This window comes from Rosistilla oblonga, from assembly GCF_007751715.1.
GTDB lineage: Bacteria > Planctomycetota > Planctomycetia > Pirellulales > Pirellulaceae > Rosistilla > Rosistilla oblonga.
In genome coordinates, this window is the sequence record NZ_CP036292.1 from 7,091,655 (window position 1) to 7,109,452 (window position 17,798).

Consider the following 17,798-nt stretch of genomic DNA (forward strand, 5'->3'; position numbering starts at 1 on the left):
CATTGCTCCACAGGTAGGAACGAACAACCTTCAAGTCGTTCGCGCGTGGTTGAGAGTCATTTGCGGCCGCCGTTGGTTTTGGATCGGGCAACCTAACGCATATCGTAACGGCCAATTGCCCGCCGTACAACAAACGAAACTTGCGGATTCGTGCTGTATTTTGCCTGCGATAGCAAAGGCGGCTCGGTTCGTAGCGACGGGACGAGCACCCCCAAACGCCATTCCCGCCACACCAAGTGACCCATAAACGACAGTCCAGGTGCTGATGGACACTATCCAGGCTTGAAATTTGACGCGGTGGTACGCGCCTGCACAACGAACGAATGCGTCCAAATCCCCGTAGGCCGCTCGCCTGGATCGAGGCTCTCGCAAAGGACCGTTTCCCGCTCCTCCTGCGGCAACGACACCAACCTCCGCGAGGACGCCAACAGAAGCGTTGTTTGCCGGCGCATCTACCAGAGCAATTAAGCGTTCGTTCTTAGGCGAATTAGCCGGCACCTTCCTCTAGCGCCTGGATGATGACTGCGCCGGACGATCCAAGCCAACAAACACGTCGTTTTTCTAGGCGATCACATTTGGCCACGTTGTTTGTCGGGACATCTGTTACACGCGATACAACGTCGGAAATCGCGTCCTGGAAAGAGAGCGCGAATAAAAGTTGCATGGTGAAAGTGACCTAGTCTTCTGAAGACACAAGGGAGCAGGACCACATGAACGTATTGGTTGTTGACGACGACTACATCTCGCGAACCGCAATCGCTCGAACGCTGGAAAAGGGAGGCTACCAAGTCACCACAGCAAACGACGGGCAGATGGCGTTAGAGCTATTCCACAAACACAACTTCCAGGTCGTCGTGACCGACTGGGAGATGCCGCGGATCAGTGGCATCGAATTGTGTAAGGCGATTCGCAAGCTGAGTCCGCGACGTTACATCTATTGTATTATCGTCACCGCTCGCGATCGCGCGGCCGATACCGCTGCGGGCTTCGCCGGCGGCGCAGACGATTACGTCACCAAACCGTTCAATCCGCACGAACTGTTGATGCGAGTTGGCGTGGGCCGCCGGATCGTTCAATTGGAATCCGCCAATATGACGATCTTCGCCTTGGCCAAACTGGCTGAATCGCGAGATCCCGAAACCGGTGCGCATCTCGAACGCGTGCAACGCTACTGCCGAATCCTGGCAGAACACCTGCAGAAGTGCCCGCGGTTCGCCGACCAGATCGACGACGAATACGTCGACCTGATCTGCCGTACCAGCCCGCTGCACGACATCGGCAAGGTCTCGATCCCCGACAACATTTTGTTGAAGCCGGGGCGATTGAGCAGAGAAGAGTTTGAGGTGATGAAGTCGCACACAACGCGTGGGGCCGACACGATCGAATCGTTGCTGCACGAATTCCCCAACACCTGCTTCTTGGACATGGCGCTGAACATCATCATTTCTCACCATGAGAAGTGGGACGGCAGCGGTTATCCGTTTGGCTTGTCGGGATCGGAGATTCCACTGTGCGGACGGATCATGGCGATCGCCGACGTCTACGACGCGCTGACATCCAAGCGGGTCTACAAAGAGGCGTTCTCTCACGAACGCGCCAAGTCGATCATCGTGGGCGATGCCGGAACTCACTTCGATCCCGACATGGTCGACGCCTTTGTCGCCCTGGAAGATGAGTTTATCAAGATCGCCGAGCAGTTCGCCGAACCTGCTTCGCCGAGCCTGCCGCCGGAGTCGAACACGCCAACGGAGCTGGCTCCGCCGAGCGAGGCGATTGCGAACGCTCCCGCTCCTGCGCTCAACAACTCTGCACCCAGCCTCGAACATGCCTAAGACGCTCCGCGCCTTGGGCGTCGATGACGGAGCGAGCGCCCGCACTACCGACATCGACACACCGATTGCAACGCTGCGGTTGCCAAGTCCGCACGACAAAACGCTTAACGCGATTTCGACGCTGGCGACTTAGCCGCAATCAAATGCAGTTCCTCTCGATCGTCGACGCTGCAAAACAACTCGACAAGCGCCGCATGCAACTGCGTTTGCCCGATCGGTTTGGGCAGCGGGCGAACATCCAACGTCTCGTCGGACAAGATCGGACTGACCGCCGACACGACTAACATCATCGCCGCTTGCCGCGCTGCCGACTGTTGTTGAATCGCGAGACTCAGCGGATGACCTTCCCGATCGCTGAGCGTTTCGTCAACGATCACCAGGTCGTACGTTATCCCCGCGTCGGATGCTTGTCGCAGCCGGTCCAATCCGGTTTCCAAATCGACCGCCGAATCGACCTCGATCCCCCAGTCGCGAAGCGAATCGACAAGCATGATTCGGACCGCAGGATGAGCTTGAATCACCAACACGCGGCGTGAATCGAAGCCGCGCAGCACGTGTTCGGAGACTGCGTCCGCGGCGGAATTGGTTCGGCGAAAGTCGACCGAGAACCAAAACCGCGAACCGACACCGACATCACTCTCCACACCGATCTGGCCTCCCATCGCTTCGACGATCGCTTGGCTGATCGACAGCCCCAATCCCGAGCCTCCGTAGCGGCGGCTGATCGAACTGTCGACCTGAGAGAACGACTGAAAAACCGCTTCCAAGCGATCGGCAGGAATCCCGATCCCGGTATCTTCGACGGAGAACAGCAGCCGCGCTTCGTCGTCGTTCAGATGTTGCACTTTGACGCGGAGCGTGATCTCGCCGCGCTCGGTGAATTTGATCGCGTTGGCCATCAGATTCACAAGCACTTGCCGCAACCGATGGCTGTCCCCCAACAGATGCAACGTGGTCGGATGGTCGAGATGATAGAGCAGTTCGATATCTTTATTGACCACGCGAGCTGGCATCGCTTCCATCAGATCGTCGAGCAATTGCAGCAGTTCGAACGGATGATCCTCCAACTCCATCGCCCCCGCTTCGACCCGCGATAGATCTAGGATATCGCTGATCAAGGTCAGCAGAGCACTGCCGCTGCTTTGACACGCGCTGACAAACCGTCGCTGCCTCGCATCCAACGGCGAATCGGCCAATAGCTCGGTCATTCCGATCACACCGTTGAGCGGCGTCCGCAGTTCATGACTCATCGTCGCCAGGAACTCGCTCTTCGCATTGCTCGCCCGCTCCGCTTCTTCTTTCGCCGCCAGCAGCGATCGTTCGCTCTCCTTGCGCTGCGTGATATCGACTTGCGTGACGACAAAATTGCAGACCTCGCCAGCTTCGTCGAACACCGGATCGATTTTCAGATCGGTCCAATAGCCTTTGCCGAACTTGTTGTAGTTATAGATTTCGGTTGCCACGTTCTGCCGCCGCTTCAGTCGGCTAATGATCTGAGCAACCGTCGCGGGATCGGTTTCGGGGCCGTGCAAAATCGTTTCGGGCCGGCGGCCGACAACATCTTCTTGCGTGTAACCAGTCAACATCGTGAACGCATGGTTCACCCACTCGACCCGCCGCAGGGAGTCGGTGATGAAGACCGAGTGCTGGGTCTTGCTGGCAACCAACGACAGTTTGGAGATCTCGCGATGCGAATCGCGGAGCTTGTCCTCGGCTCGCTTCCGCTCGACAAACAGCGCGATCGTATCGGCGATCGCCGCCAAGCCTTCGAGCGTTTTCGCTTCCAAGCGATCGGCGGCAAACAGCGCCAAGACGCCGGCAACGCGATCGCCAACGATCAACGGATATCCCGCAAACGCGACCATTCCTTCACGCTTCGCCCACTCCGGATTGCCGATCTCGGGATCGCTGGAAACATCGTTGGTCAGATGGGGCTTGCGCGTCGACGCGATCCGGCCAATCTTTAAACTACCTACCGGAACGCGTGCGTGACCGCCATCGATGTGCGTGTAGATCCCCGCGCTCGCTTGCAGATCGAGCATTTTTTCAGAGTGATCGACGGTCCAGATCCTAGCGAAACTGGCCCCCAGTCGATTCACCACCGCTTCGCAACATTGCTGTAACCCCGGCTGCAGTTGATCTGCCCGCGAGAGGGCGATTCCAACATCGGCCATCAAGTTCGCAACCTGAGTCCGCTCGGCCAGTCGCGCTTCGACCTGCTTGCGCTGCGAGATGTCGCGGACGATCGCGACAAACCGCGGCGGTTCGTCGTTGGGAGCGACGTACTGGATCAGAACGTCGACGGGCACCTCCAGCCCATCCTTGCGGCGATGCAGCGTTTCGAAGCGTCGCGAGGATTGCGAATCGGCAATCAACTCCTCAAAAAATCCGCTCAGCTGATCGGTTGAGGCCGACGCGTCGATGTCGAAGATCGACATCTGCCCCAGCTCCTCTGCACTATAGCCAAGGTGTTCGATCGCGCCGCGGTTCACGTAATAGAAAAGGAAATTGTCCGGACGGAACATGAACACGCAGTCATACGTCTGGTCGAGCGTCGTCTTAAATTGATTCAGTTCCAGTTCGTGTTGCTTCCACTTTGTCAGATCGACCTGAGTTCCAACCATCCGGTAGGGACGCTCTTCGCCCACGCGGCGGACCGCGACGGCACGGGCCAACACGTGCAGATAGCGACCGTCTTTGTGTCGCATCCGACATTCGAGTTCAAGCGTGTCGACGCGACCGCTGACGCAGCGATCGATGACTTCTTTGACGCGTGGCTGTTCGTCGGGATGCAGCAGCGAAAAAGCCCACCGAGGTCCGACGCCGACTTCTTCCCGCTCATACCCCAGCATTTCCAAAAACCGGGGCGAATAAAACATATCGCCCGACTCAAGATTCCAATCCCAAATCCCATCGTTGCTGCCGCGGACCGCTAAATTTAACTGCTCGCGACTTAGCTGCAATTCATCCTCCAACGCCAACTGACGCGCGATCTGTTCGTCGGCGTCGCGTTTCGCCGAACGCAATTCCGCTGTGCGAACGGCGACCAAACGCTGAACATGTTCGGTGCGACGCGACAGATAACAGACAAATCCGCTAGCCAAAAACGAGACCAAAATCCCCGATGCCAGCGCCAGCGTTGGGGTGCTGCTGCGACGCTTGCTGATGTAGTCGTTGTTGGCGGTGCAGTGCATCGTCCACTGTCGCCCGGCCAGTTCAAAGCTGCCGTCATGCACTAACGAGTTTGCCGAAAGCAGCCCGTAGGGTCCATGATTGGGACGCCCCGCGCCATCGACTAAGCGCGGCTTGCGGACATAGGTGACGCGGTCCTCTTGCTTCGGTTCGGTCTCGAACAGCGAGATTTGGATTCCGACAGGAACCAACGCATCGATAGCCTCTTCGAGGACGTGATCGATCCGCAGATGAGCGACCACATAACCTCGCAACAGCGACTCAGCGGCCACCGTAAAAGGTGCATCGGGCGACTCAAAGAAAATCGGATGGAACAATTTGACTCGCAACCCGGCCTCGCCATCGGCAGGCCGTTCGGCCGACGTCGCAACGATCCGCGGCGGGGATTCAGAACTGGCAAGCGTCTCGCGAATCTTCGGACGCGCCAAAAGGTCTTCGCCCATCGCGTTCGCCGAATCGTCCAGCGGATAGACAAACGTCACCGGCAGATAGCGATCGCGAGCCGCAGCGATCTTCAACGTCCCGTCGGCTTGCCGCTCCAGAATCTCGTTGGTCGGCACGATCGGATCGTCTTCAAACGGGCCGCGAGAATGCCCGGCGACGTTTCGCACCCACTGGATGCGATCGAACCCGCTGGCAACGGGATCGACCGTCTCGAGAAACACTTCGAATTCCGACCGATCGACCACCGAAGAACTGTTGTACATCCCCTCGACCGCCTCGATCAGATCGATCGACCGAGCCAACCGGGCGTTAAACACAGCGATCCGTTCGAGCGACGAGGCGTGAAATTCATTGCCGATCGCGGTGCGTTCGAGCGACCGCATCATCTGCCACAACGACAAACTTGCGATCACGCCCGAGACGAGGATCATCGCGGGCAGAATCCACTGCATCCATCGCGTTCCGCGGAACTCGCGTGCTTCGTTGGGGCTTGTTGGAAAATTCATGACTTCGATGCGAAACAAAAGCGTGATCGGACCCAATCCATCAAGCGACGCAGGGCCCAGTTGCAGCCCGCCGATCCATCCGTCGCCTCTCATCCGCGATCGGTCTCGATCCGAGGCGAATTGCGGGCAGGGGCAAGCTCCGCGTCACATGGTCTCTCGAGCAAATCGAATCCCGCCACAGTTCGGTGCTCACCGATTTATCGTCTAAGCGAGGCGCGTGTGCCTGTAAATCAGGAGCGATTCGGTGCGGGATTAAATTGCTATCGTCCCCCTCAAACAAAACCAGCCTTGCGATCGACACAGTCGCTTCAATCGGCAAACCTCCGATCGGATTTGCCTGCGGAAACGGAGCATGTTGAGAAGAAAAACGTATGTTTGCGGTGAGCTTCCTCTCACGCTTTTCCCTCGCAAAACTACGCAACATGCCCATTCCAGACCGCCGCGATCCACTCATGCAGGGCACGTCCCGCCTGCTACGCTTCGAGACGCGACTTGCGCTCTCCGCGAGCGCCACCGCCGACGTGTTGATGGACCTATGGGACATCGATCCGCTTGCAGGAGCGCAGGCTGGCGATGCCTCGGCGTCGCAAACGTTGATGGACCAGGCGCAAGACATCTTCGAAAACTATGGCCTCGATGGTTCGGGGCAGACCGTGGCCGTGATCGACAGCGGAATCGCATACGATCACGTCGCACTCGGCGGAGGATTTGGCCCCGGTTATCGCGTCGTTGGCGGATGGGACTTTGCCGAAAACGACGCCAATCCATACGACGATGGCCCCTCCGGTTTTCATGGAACCCATGTCGCCGGAACGCTGGCCGGTTCGACCGATTCGTTTTCGGGAATCGCGCCGGGAGCCGACCTGGTCGCGCTCCGCGTGTTCGACGACTACGGTGGCGGCAACCTCGACTGGATCGAAGACGCGCTAGCTTGGGTGCACGAGAATCGGTTCGCTTTCGAAAACCCGATCACAACGGTCAACCTGTCGCTCGGATCGGTCTTGCCGGAAGAGATGGCATCGCAGATTCAAGCGCAGCTGGAAGACGAACTTAGCCTGTTGAAAGCCGACGGGATCATGGTCTTTGCCGCTGCCGGAAACGCGTTCGACGCCGACGCTCCGTCGCAGCTAGCCTATCCCGCTGCGAGCCCCAGCGTGACGCCGGTCGGCAGCATCTCAGGAGACGGTTCGCTCAGTTCCTTCTCCCAGCGAACCGATGGAATCCTCGTCGCCCCCGGCGAATTGGTCAACAGTTCGGTCCCCGATCACGTCCTCGGCCGCGATGGCCGCATCGACGACTTCGTCAACGCCACCGGTACCAGCATGGCCTCGCCACAGATCGCTGGAGCGGCGGTCTTGGTCCGCGAAGCGATGCTATCGGCCGGTCTCGAGACCGACGGCGACGCGGTTCTCGATCACCTTTATGACACCGCCGATCGATCGACCGACGATGCGACGGGGCTTACGTATTATCAAATCAATCTAACCCGCGCGATCGAACAATTGATCGTCGACGGCGGCGGCGGTGAAGAACCCACCGAACCGCCCGCGCCGGTCGATCCTCCCGCGATCGAACCCGAACCAATCGACCCGATCGACGAATCGATGGAAGATCTGGGTTCGGTCCAATGGACGCAGACCGAATTGGAAACCGGCCGCTGGTATACCGTCGATGCGGAGCGCGATGGAGTCCTTTCGGTCGTTCGCGGCGATGAATCGAACGACGCGTTGCCGATCGTGATCGAGCGTGTCGGCGGAGACGCGGTCGTCGAATCGGGGACCGCGGCGCAGCGACAATACGACGTCAACGTCCAAGCTGGCGAGACGCTCCGCTTCCGCATCGATTCCAGCGCCGGAGATTCGCTGGCCGTCGAAATCGCAAACCTTGTCAGCGTTTCCGGCGGCGAGGCACGCTTCACCGGAACCGATGCTGCCGACCGAGTCGAGATCGATCTGCGGAACGATGCGATGCTGCGGTTTGGGAATTTCGAATACCAGTTCAGCCACGGCGCGATCTCCAACCTGCAGATCCTTGGCGGCGGCGGCAACGATACCGTCGACGTGATCGGCTCGGAAGCTGTCGAAAAAGTGACTCTCCGCGTCGGCAGCGGCGAGATCGAAAACGCGTCGCTGCTGGTCCAAATGTCGGCGGTCGAAAAGGTCGCGATCGATGGCGGCGGCGGCTCCGACAGAGCCTACCTCTACGATTCCCCCGGCAACGACACGCTCTCGGCCAGCCCTGGCGACACGAAACTGTCGGGCGTCGGATTTGAGCACACAGTCACCGGGATCCACAGCATCTACGTGCACGCCACCGCTGGCGGAAACGATACAGCGTACCTGTACGATTCGGCCGGCGACGACCGCTTGGCGATCCGCCCCGAATTCACAAGCCTTCGCGGCGACGACTTCCTGAGCCTGGTCTACGGCTTCGATCGCGTTAACGCCTACGGCACCGCGGGGGGCAACGACACGGCGGACCTCTACGATTCGGCCGGCGACGATCGGATGAGTGCCAACGCGACCAATGCTTACATCAGCGGGCCGGGCTACTACAGTCAAGCGAGACACTTTGAATCGGTCGTCGGACACGCGACAGCTGGTGGTACCGACCACGCGACGATCTATGCCGATTCAGCCGATCAGACGCTGCACAACATCGGTGGCTTGGTGCAATTGGATGCTGGCGGAGGAGCGGTCCGCGCGGCTCAAGGCTTTGAAATCGCCGAGACCTTCCTCAACGGATCGCCGATCGTTGTCACGCCGCAAGCTCTGGCTGTCGAGATCGACAGCGACCGGATCGAAGAACCGGAATATCGAGGCGTCGTGACGCTCGACGAAGACCCGACCGATCTATCGGTCTCCAAACGAGCCAACGAAATCATGGGTCTCGCCCAGTCTCGGGTCCAGGGTCCTAGCGACGACGAAGATCGCGATCTGCTGGACCAATTGTTCGCCGAACTCTAACCCGTTAGCGAAGCTTTGGATTTGCGAGCGACGACGGCTGGCAAGACTTAGGCCGATTGAGCTTGAACGCGAGCCATTGCGGCGCGGCGTTGTGCTTCGCGGCGGCGATGCACCATGTCGTAGCGAGCCAGAACCAAGTGAGCGAGGTTGCCCATTCGTTGAGGTTCGTCACGCGATGTCGTTGCGGCAAACGAAGGCTGGCCGGTGTAGCGAGAATCGACGGCCGAGCGACTGGGAACCGAAGCGACGGGAACGTTGGTGGGGACGGGAGCGTCGAACAGCATCAATTGAGTCATCGGATGGTCTCCAGTTCGTGGCACATGACAACAAAGCAAATGTCTTATGTCCACAATCATTGGCGACCGGCGTGACACGTCAGGTCAAACCGAATTCGTCGGCTGCGGAATTTCCCCCTGCAGCCCCAGCGACAACTCGATCTCCGCTTGCGGAAGTCCCATCCGTTGCGAGATCTCTTCGGCCGAAAACCCGATCGCCGCCAAACGCTGAACCTTGCCGTAGACGCCTGGAGAATCCGACACGTGGGTGGTCGCGGCCGGATCGTCCCGCTGCAACGCTCGCAATTCCTCGACCCGTTGATCGACCCGACGCAGCAGCGATTCGACGACCAAAATCCGCGAATCCAGCTCCGCCTTCAGCTCGCGCTGCAGATCGAAGATCGACGCCTGCCACCGCAGAACCTCTTTGGGTGCGTCCGCAAGCGGTGCTCCCCGCACGGGCTTTTGCACCTCGGCCTGCTGCGCTTTCAGCTCCCGATCGACAGCCCGGCTGCGTCCCCGCATCTTGATGTTCCGCCGCACCAAGATCCATGCCAGCAGGACCATCCCGACAAGCAGCATCATTTGAGGCAGGAACGATCCGGCTGCTAGCAATAACATCAAAGCACCATCGGAACGGGGATCGGTAACTCAACACGCGCACACCCCTAGACATCGACAGTCAGCTAGCAGCGCATGAACAACTTGGCAAAGATTTCCAGTCGCAACGATTACAGCAGAGATCCGCCCGCGTCGCTGCCAATCGTTGCGCGGCCCCGCCGACGCCAGCGCGTGCCTTCGATCGGAACATGCGGTTAGCTCTGCCCGCACACCCTTTCCGGCGTCCCAGCATCAGCCACTAGGCCAGCAAGACAAAAAAAGGACAGCCAAAGCCAACAATCGCCCGCCCGATTCGGGTAAACTCGCGGTAACTATGGTCCTTCTCCGGGTGACCTTTCCCGCCTCTCCCTCCCGCCTGCTCGACATCTCATGACTACCACTGCGCCCTACGTCAAATCGTTGACGTGCCTATTCATTGTGTTGCTCTCCACGGTCACGTTCGGTCAATCCGACGCGATCTACCAAGTTGGTTTTGCCAAAGTCGACATCACGCCCGACTATCCGGTGCGGCTCAACGGCTTTGGGTTCCGCCGCGAGGAATCCGAAGGCGTTTCGCAGTCGGTATTCGCCCGCGCGATGGCGATCTCGCAGACCGACGCTCCGCCGCTGGTGATCATCGCCGTCGACAACCTCGGTTTGCGGTTGCCTCAAGTCGACCAGATCGCGGAACAACTGAAGCAGTCCCACGGGCTGCCGCGCGAGAACTTTGCCCTCACCTTCAGCCATTCGCACTGCGCCCCGAAAGTCAACGGCGCCAGCGACAACATCTTCAGCCAAGCGATCCCGCCGGAGCACCAGGAACATCTCGACCGATACAGCGAAGAAATCATCGGCCTGATCGTCCAGGCCGCCAGCGAAGCGATCGATTCGCGCCAACCGGCGACCTTGCATCGATCGACAGGGACCGTTGGATTCGCAAAAAATCGGCGGCCGATGGGCGGACCGACCGATCACGATCTGCCGACGTTGATCGCTCGCGATCCCAACACGCAAGCCGTCCGCGGCGTCTACGTTTCTTACGCCTGCCACTGCGTGACGCTGCGATTCAATCAGATCAGCGGCGATTGGGCGGGATACGCCGCCGAAGGGATCGAGCGACAGTTTCCCGACAGCGTCGCCCTGGTATCGATCGGTGCCGGATCGGATCAAAACCCGATCGACATGTCGGTCGGCGACGTCTCGATCGCGCAGCGACAGGGGGCGGAGATCGCCAGCGAAGTCAAACGCCTTGCCGAAACCAAAGCCCTGCCGATCAGCGGCCCGTTGAGTGCTCAACTGCAACGCATCTCGCTGCCGCTCAATCCGCTGCCGTCGCGGGAGGAACTGACCGAACTGGCCGAAAAGAACTCCAATGTTGCGGTTCGCTACAACGCGACGACTCAGCTGGCAAAGCTCGATCGTGGCGAACCGCTGCTGACCGAGATCGATTACCCGATCCAAACCTTTGTGTTCGGGGACAGCTTGTGCATGAGCTTCTTAGCTGGCGAGGTTTGCGTCGACTATTCGATCCGTTTGAAAAACGAAATCGATCGCAAGCGTTATTGGTTGAACACCTACAGCAACGATTTCTGCAGCTACATCCCGTCGGAACGCCTTGTCGGCGAAGGGGGCTACGGCGGCGGAGCGGAAGTCCCTTACTTCGCTCTGCCAACCACATTGGCTGCCGGCTTGGAACAGCGGATCGTCGACGAGGTCCATCGCCAGGTTCCCGATGAGTTTGTGATCCCCAAGGGTGTCCAAGGCGTTGCGCCGAAATCGCCTCAGGATGCGCTGCAAAGCATGCAGACGCACGACGATCTGGAGATCGAACTGGTGGCCGCCGAACCGTTGGTCCGCGATCCGGTCGCTATCGATTTTGCCGCGGACGGCAGCGTTTGGGTTGCTCAGATGAGCGACTACGGCCGCGGCGTCTACGAGAAATTTGAACATCACGGCCAGGTCCGCCGACTGAGCGATACGACCGGCGACGGACAATTTGATAAAGCGGTAACCTTTGTCGATGGGTTGCGTTTCCCCACCGATGTCAAGGTTTGGCGCGATGGACTGCTGATCTGCGATGCTCCCGATATCCTGCTGGCTCGCGACACCGACGGCGACGGCGTCGCCGATTCGGTCGACAAGCTCTTCTCGGGTTTCGAGATCGTCAACGCTCAAGCGCGAGTCAACAGTTTGCGGTGGGGCATCGATAACTGGATCTACGGTTCGTGTGGACTCTTCGGCGGAAAAATCCTCAGCCACAAGACGGGTCAGACGCACAACATCGTCGGTCGCGATTTCCGCATGAATCCCGATACCGGCGAGATCCAAGCTGTCGCCGGTCGCACGCAACAAGGCCGCAGCCAAAACGACTGGGGCGATTGGTTTGGCTGCACCAACAGCTCGCTGCTGCTGCACTATGCAAGCGACGCACGCTACGACAGTCGCAATGCCTTGGTCTCGCTGCCGACTCCGGCGGGGCTCGCCGGCGGGGCGGAAACCCGACGCCTGTTCCCCCCCGAGGACCTCGTTCAATTTGCGCTCAGCGGAGCGTCCGGAAATGCGACCGCCGCCTGCGGCTTGGACATCTACCGCGACAACCAACTGGGCGAAGAATACCTTAACAACGCTTTCACCTGCGAACCGGTGAATCAATTGGTGCACCGCAGCGTCCTGCAACCGACCGGGATCGATTATCAAGTTTCGCGTGGCGAGAACGAAACCGAATCGGAGTTCCTGACATCGACCGACCGCTGGTTTCGTCCAGTCCAAGCCCGGACCGGCCCCGACGGCAGCCTGTGGGTCGTCGACATGTACCGCTACGTGATCGAACACTCCCGTTGGATCCCGCAAGCGACGTTGGCGGAACTGGACGTCTACGCGGGTCAGTCGATGGGCCGGATCTATCGCGTGCGTCCCAAGTCCGATCAATCTGCCGCACCGGCGACGGAAGCTTCTTCGGCCCCGTTCGATCTGACGGGGAAGTCGGATCTGCAGTTGGCGATGCTGTTGAAGTCGAGCAACGGAACGGTCCGCGATCTCGCGCATCAGATGCTCTTCTGGAATTCCCCCACCGCTCCGGTCGCCGATCAATTGCGAGCGATCGTTGCCGAAGCCCCGTTGGCGGCGTCTCGGATCCACGCTCTCGCTCTCCTTTCGGCTTGGCAGAAGTTGGATGCTCCCACGCTGCTTGTAGCCCTCGCCAATACGCATAATGAAGTCGTCCGCCACGGGATCCGCTTCGCCGAACCGATGCTCGACGACGACGCAGCCCTCCGCGACGCGGTGATCCGGCACGCAGCTCACGCCAGCCCGCGCGTCCGGCGTCAAGTCGCCTGGTCGTTGGGCGAACTGCAAAACGCATCGGCGATTCCCGCTCTGACAGCATTGGCATCCAAAACGGAAACCGATCGCTACGTCCGCGCCGCCGCCATCTCGTCGCTCAATCCGACGAACGTCTCGTCGATGCTGGCTGCCTACGTCGCGCTGCCGCCTGCACAACAACAGCCCGAATCGCTGCAGCAGATCATGCGAACGGCGATCCGATTGGGCGACGCCGAGGGAATCAACGCCTCCGCATCGCAAGTCCTGCCAGCGATTGCCAACGATGACGCCGCGGCAAACCGCTTGCTGATCGAACTGCTCGATTCGGCTGACGCTCGAATCGGCGACGCCACGATCGCCTGGACGCCCGAACTGAAACAAGCGGTTCAGGAAGCTCATCGCCGCGCGATCGAGACGCTCGATCCCAACGCGTTGGCATTGTTGGGCCGATACCGCGGCGCCGCGACGACTCAACTATTAACGTCCGGCGACCAGCCATCGGTAGCCGATGAATTGTCGATGGCAAACGTGCTCGACGCGATCAGCCAACGCGTCAGCGCGCGACATGCTGCACCGCTGCAAGTCGCTGCCATCAACGCGTTGGCCAAAACGCGGCATCCCGACGCGGCGGAGTTGCTGTTGGAGCGTTATCGCGAAGTCAGCGCGTCGGCGCAAACGGCGATCCTCGACCACTTGATCGCTCGCAACGACTGGTCCTTGACGCTGCTGGACACGATCGCCGAGGGAGATTTGCGAGCCAACATTCTCGACGCGGACCGTCGCGGCAAGCTGTTGTCGCACGCCGATGAAACGATCCGCCAGCGAGCCAAGAGTGCCTTGGAGATGGCCGGTTCGCCCAGCCGAGCTGCCATCCTCGACACGTTTCAAGCTTCGCTGAAGCTGGCCGGCGACGTCGACCGCGGCCGCGCCGTGTTCCGCAAACATTGTTCGGCCTGTCATCGCGTCGAGGAACATGGGTTTGTTGTTGGTCCCGACCTGACGGCACTCACCAACCGCGACCCGCAATGGATGCTCTCGGCGATCCTGGATCCCAACCGCGAAGTCGATGCACGTTACGTTTCTTGGTCGGCGCTCTCCGAAGATGGCCGCGTCCTGTCGGGCTTGGTCGTCGAAGAGAACGCCGCGATGATTCGGCTGCGTGAATCGGGCGGCAAGGAGCACGAACTGCTCCGCGATTCGATCGAACAACTGCGAGCAAGCGACCGTTCGTTGATGCCCGAAGGACTTGAAAAGGATATGACGACGCAGGAGGTCAGCGATCTGATCGCCTACGTGATCCATTCGATTGGCACCCCGGCACCGATGGCTGCGGACCAACCGCTGCCGCGACAAGCTCATGCTATCGCTCCGTTTCTGTTGGACGAATCCCAATCGATCGAGCGACGTCAGCAGGCGATCGACCAGCGGCCGGGAATGGGACCAGCGATCTTGAATCTGTTGGCAGTCGATCTGCGAGCCGACGATCTGGCGACGCAATACAAGCGGATCCCGTGGATCTGGCGAGTCGCGTTGGCGGTCGGTCGCCGCAGCGACGATGGCGAACTTCACGACGCGTTGGAATCGAGCTTGCCCCGCTCGGGCGATCCGTTATTGGATTGGCAAGCGGTTGTGATCGGCGGCGGCCTGATCAATGGACTGACGCAGATCGGCCAGTGGCCGGGAGATCGGATCGCAGCAATTCTGGACGCCGATCCGGCGCTCGCTCCACGCTGGCAGCAGACGTTGGCGATGTCAGCAGCGATGGCTGACGATGACGCGGTGAAGAATGGCACCCGGTACGACGCGCTGCGAATCGTGGCGTTAGACGATCCAGAAAAAGCGATTTCGCACCTGAAGCGTTACCTGGGGGCCGACATCAACGGAGAACTGCAGATGGGAGCGGTCAGCGGCTTGGCTGACATCGACGCCCCGCAGATCGCGGCTCTGCTGATCGAAAGCCTCCCCGGGCTGACACCACGAAATCGCCAGCTCGCGATCGAAGGTCTGTTAAGAACGCCCACTCGCCGCGAGGCCCTTGAAGCCGCGCTTGCGAAAGACGCCAAGCTGTTGACCGCCGAAGAAGCTAAACAGCTAGCCCAACCGTAGCCACTCCGTTCCCATTGCGGTCCGCAGCACGGACGATTTATTCGCGAACGATCCCGACAGGGATCGCAGAAGGTAGCCGGTGGTTTGAGCGCAGCGAACACCACCGGCCCCGAATCGCGAAATCAAACGCCGTCCTCAACGGGGACGCACGCCGATCTGCGGGATCACCGCGCGTTTGGGACGTCGTATTCCGGAGGTGCGCCGCTGCGCGACAACCTCCGGCTACCAACTTGCATCTCTTTGGAATCGTTGCGTCAGGCACAAACTGCCCCTGATCGCAACGCGGGCGAGGCGGAACTGCTACAGCGGTAGGATGCTCACGCGATGAAAACGGTACCTGCAATTGTAGCTACCCAAAACGAGTTTGGTCTTGTCGGGCGTCGACCAGTAATCGCCGATCGACAACGCGCTGCGGTCGCCTTTCCAGTCGATCGTCGTGTGGCCGTCGACTTCGACTTGCACTCCCGACTTGCGAACCGTGACGATCACTTCGGACAACTGGTTCTCAACAAGACACTTGCCCTTGAACGTAGTCTCGTTGCCCACGTTACGTCCGCCAACGTTCTCCAACGCACTTAGCCATGTGTCGCCCGTGCGGAAGTTCAGAAGCGTCATGAATCGGTTCTCTCCCGATCGCTGTCCCAACAGCAAAGCGTTGATTTCGTCCAACGGTTCGACGATCACAGTCATGCGATATTCTTCGGGCGGCGTGTAGGGAAGTTGGATGCGAACACCATACGCTTTGTTCGATTCGAGCACTCCATCGACGAGCTTCCATTCGCCAGCTGTCCAGCATTTTTCAACCTCCAGTTTGTCCAGCAGATCGACTTCGCCCTGCGGCCACTTGTCGATCGGTGCGTTGGATACCGCGGTTCCGGGTGAGACAAACAGGTCTTTTGAAAGCGCCATCGGTTGCGGCGGCGTGTTGGGGTCGGAGCGAACTTGCAAGTACCCCCAGAGTTCTGCCGTCGCTCCAGATTCCAATTGGGCATCGATGCGATAGCTGACCGGCGTCGGCCGGTCGAATCGTCCGACCGATGCTAATTCGGGGGCGTCGTTGTCCCATGCTTGCGGTATCTCTACCCAGGCTCCGTCGATCGCGGTCTGCACGCGGACACGAAACGACTTCACCTTCGCATCGTCGGGCCATTGCAATTTCAATTGCACCGGCTCGCCCGGCTTGGGAACCATCGGTTCGGGAAGAGCCGAGAAGGCGTCGAACAGCTCCATCTGCGAGGTCGGTGGAATCGTTTCGGGCTGCCAATTCATGCGAAGCTTTTGCTCTTTGTCCAGCCAAGATTGGTTGATCCAACCGCGATACTGCCCGACGCTCATGACCGACCCGTTTTGAGGCTCTGGATGTGGCAAGCCGACCGTGTGGCCGCATCCCTCGTGATAGATCACGCAGTCGCTGCCTCGATAGGGAACGCGCCAGCCATCGCCGCTGACAAGACCACGCCCCACGCCGCTGCGCGAAATGTAGCTGGCTCGCGAACCGCCCGACGCTGCCCCGGGAAAGTGTTGCCCGTTGTTCAGGTTGCCTTCGAACTTCAACGTCCCGTCGGCGTCGGGATGCAACCGGTAGAAGTCGTCCAACGCTCGCCAATTGATGTCGCTCAGCACCAACAGAATCGGAAACGTGTCATCGTCTTTGCGGCCAAATCCAATCCGCCGCTCCACTTCGCTGAGCGTCCGGTAGTAGATCGCGTTTGCGTCGCCACGACGCAGCGTGGCGGTATCGGATTCCGAAACCAAAGGTTCTGGATGCACATTCGCCTTCATCACCGACTGAGTCCCAAATTCGCGACGATGAAATTGTTCGATACGGCGGCAATAGTAATCCAGACGATCTCGCCAGTCGGGCAGAGCCACGCGGTCGGATGGCACGAAGTAGACCACCGTCACATCGATTCTTTCGGTCGAGTATTTGCCATCCCAAGTCGTGGTGGCGGCGAAGGCGATCGATCCCAACGATGCCAACAAAAGCGTGGCAAAACAGCGTATCATTGCAAAAGGCCTCTCATCGGTTGAACTGAAAACGGATCGCCCAAAAGAGCGCCCGGTTCGATCTGCCTGTTTGGTTAGGCGACTCGCCCGAGGCGTCGCTCGTGGTGATTGGGCAACAACTGTCGAGGAACAGTTTAGTCGATAAAACAAGGCGTATTCACGCATGTCATTCCCGTGTGATGCGGCCGTGCTGGAGCCATCGCAGTCAAACGCCCAAAATCCACGAAGCGAAACGCGGTAGCACACCGATCTGCGATCCCTCCGGGATCACCTCGCGTTTGGGTCAGCATTCCGGAGCTGCGCCGCTGCGCGACAACCTCCGGCTACCTTCTTGCATCCCTTCGGGATCGTCGCATCGGACGCAACCGCACCAGCACTCCACCAACCGTACCAACGTCCCAACAGCCCATGGACCGCGGAGCGGCCCCAGAAGGTAGCCGGTGGTTTGAGCGTTGCGAACACCACCGGAAAACCAACGCCCATCAAATCACCGCCCCCAGCGGGGGCGCACCTCGATTGCCCTCGCGGAGTGTCACAATCGTTAAAATC

General features: G+C 59.7%; 8 protein-coding genes. 4 read left to right on the forward strand and 4 right to left on the reverse strand.

Going from position 1 to position 17,798, the window contains the following annotated elements:
• Positions 1-710 precede the first annotated feature (710 nt).
• Positions 711-1,832 (forward strand): HD domain-containing phosphohydrolase, encoded by a 1,122-nt coding sequence (locus tag CA51_RS25055; protein ID WP_145123838.1) that lies wholly within the window; start codon positions 711-713, stop codon positions 1,830-1,832.
• The gene (locus CA51_RS26025; protein WP_197451463.1) at positions 1,825-1,965 is read left to right on the forward strand and encodes a hypothetical protein; all 141 of its coding nucleotides are present in this window, start codon (positions 1,825-1,827) and stop codon (positions 1,963-1,965) included. Before CA51_RS25055 ends, CA51_RS26025 begins: the two co-directional genes overlap by 8 nt.
• Here the strand turns inward: CA51_RS26025 and CA51_RS25060 are convergent.
• Positions 1,937-5,974: a PAS domain S-box protein gene (locus CA51_RS25060; RefSeq protein WP_197451464.1), complete on the reverse strand. Its 4,038-nt coding sequence runs from the start codon at positions 5,972-5,974 to the stop codon at positions 1,937-1,939. The two genes, CA51_RS26025 and CA51_RS25060, sit on opposite strands and share 29 nt — an antisense overlap.
• A gap of 422 nt (positions 5,975-6,396) precedes the next feature.
• On the opposite strand from CA51_RS25060, the gene CA51_RS25065 reads away from it, so the two are divergent.
• A complete protein-coding gene (locus CA51_RS25065; RefSeq protein WP_197451465.1) occupies positions 6,397-8,940 on the forward strand; it encodes a S8 family peptidase in 2,544 nt (847 codons plus the stop codon).
• Between the two features lie 47 nt (positions 8,941-8,987).
• Here CA51_RS25065 and CA51_RS25070 read toward each other — a convergent pair whose 3' ends face one another.
• On the reverse strand, positions 8,988-9,236 hold the full coding sequence (locus CA51_RS25070; protein ID WP_145123841.1) for a hypothetical protein: 249 nt from the start codon (positions 9,234-9,236) through the stop codon (positions 8,988-8,990).
• A gap of 84 nt (positions 9,237-9,320) precedes the next feature.
• Positions 9,321-9,836, reverse strand: coding sequence for a DUF2802 domain-containing protein (locus CA51_RS25075; protein WP_145123842.1), 516 nt, complete (start codon positions 9,834-9,836; stop codon positions 9,321-9,323).
• A gap of 369 nt (positions 9,837-10,205) precedes the next feature.
• Between CA51_RS25075 and CA51_RS25080 the strand changes: the two genes are divergently transcribed.
• Positions 10,206-15,242 carry a neutral/alkaline non-lysosomal ceramidase N-terminal domain-containing protein gene (locus CA51_RS25080; protein ID WP_145123843.1) on the forward strand — a complete coding sequence of 1,679 codons (5,037 nt, stop codon included), beginning with the start codon at positions 10,206-10,208 and terminating at the stop codon, positions 15,240-15,242.
• A gap of 300 nt (positions 15,243-15,542) precedes the next feature.
• Here CA51_RS25080 and CA51_RS25085 read toward each other — a convergent pair whose 3' ends face one another.
• Entirely contained in the window at positions 15,543-17,249 is a 1,707-nt protein-coding gene (locus tag CA51_RS25085; RefSeq protein WP_145123844.1) for a hypothetical protein, read from the reverse strand.
• Between the last annotated feature and the right edge of the window lie 549 nt (positions 17,250-17,798).

Bases quoted from the DNA above. Each gene is read 5' to 3' on its own strand.
- CA51_RS25070 (WP_145123841.1), bottom strand. From the start codon at position 9,236: ATGACTCAATTGATGCTGTTCGACGCTCCCGTCCCCACCAACGTTCCC.
- CA51_RS25085 (WP_145123844.1), bottom strand. From the start codon at position 17,249: ATGATACGCTGTTTTGCCACGCTTTTGTTGGCATCGTTGGGATCGATC.
- CA51_RS25055 (WP_145123838.1), top strand. From the start codon at position 711: ATGAACGTATTGGTTGTTGACGACGACTACATCTCGCGAACCGCAATC.
- CA51_RS25060 (WP_197451464.1), bottom strand. From the start codon at position 5,974: ATGAATTTTCCAACAAGCCCCAACGAAGCACGCGAGTTCCGCGGAACG.
- CA51_RS25080 (WP_145123843.1), top strand. From the start codon at position 10,206: ATGACTACCACTGCGCCCTACGTCAAATCGTTGACGTGCCTATTCATT.
- CA51_RS26025 (WP_197451463.1), top strand. From the start codon at position 1,825: ATGCCTAAGACGCTCCGCGCCTTGGGCGTCGATGACGGAGCGAGCGCC.
- CA51_RS25075 (WP_145123842.1), bottom strand. From the start codon at position 9,836: ATGTTATTGCTAGCAGCCGGATCGTTCCTGCCTCAAATGATGCTGCTT.
- CA51_RS25065 (WP_197451465.1), top strand. From the start codon at position 6,397: ATGCCCATTCCAGACCGCCGCGATCCACTCATGCAGGGCACGTCCCGC.